The sequence below is a fragment of the Vibrio sp. 704 genome, from assembly GCF_033339295.1.
The window spans coordinates 1-914 of record NZ_JAWOUH010000195.1 but is presented as its reverse complement, the minus strand read 5'-3'; the positions used below and the strand labels follow the sequence as shown (position 1 = coordinate 914).

Annotated in this window: 1 pseudogene; it reads right to left on the bottom strand. The window is 47.7% G+C overall.

The window, feature by feature from the left end:
* Positions 1 to 914 (bottom strand): annotated as a pseudogene (metL, locus tag R7R24_RS25415) (bifunctional aspartate kinase/homoserine dehydrogenase II); the annotation flags it as partial.

Genomic DNA, 914 nt, shown 5'->3' with positions numbered 1-914 from the left:
TTGGTTAGACGCTCTTGAAGAATCTCACTGAGCAGTGCGCCATTATCAAAGAACTCATCCAAACTCAGAGAGCGCAGCTCTTCAGGCACCAGTGATTCCACTTTTACGCTATCCGGTTCAATATCCAGACCAGACTCACGCGCTAAGATAACCAGTTTACGCATGACATCCGAACCATCTAAATCAGCACGCGGATCCGGTTCTGTTAATCCTTGTTGCCACGCTAAATCGACCAACTCATTAAACGGCACCGAGCCATCAAACTGCTGGAACAGCCAAGAAAGTGTTCCCGAGAAGATTCCGGATAGCGCCACAATCTCATCACCACTTTCACGCAGATCTCGCACGGTATGGTTGATAGGTAACCCAGCCCCAACCGTCGCGTTGTAGAGCCAGTAACGACCGATTTTCGCGAATGCATCTTGCACTTGATGGTAATATTGACTATCGGCAGAGCCTGCAACTTTGTTAGCAGAAATTAAATGAATGCCTTGCTGAGCGATATCAACATAACGTTGCGCCAACTCTTTGCTCGCGGTCACGTCCAATACCACGGCTTCATCATAACCTTGTAAATCGCCCAACCGACTCAGCCACGTCCCATCGTTCTCAATACTTTCATCATCAAACTTGTCGGCAACCGCCGCCGCATCAATACCTTTTTCATCAACCCAATATGTCTGGCTATCGACAATGGCGACTAAGTCAAAGCTCATACCGTGGCGTTTTTCGAGTTCTGTTTTCTGAGTCGCAAATAGATTTAACCAGCTAGAACCGATATTGCCTTTGCCACATAACGCTACCGCTACGCGCTTTTGCGCTTGGAATAACTGGCTGTGAATCAACTGCACTAATGCTTCGGTATCGGTGCGACGTAGTACCGCAACTAGGCTTAAACCTGATTCAGTTTCAGA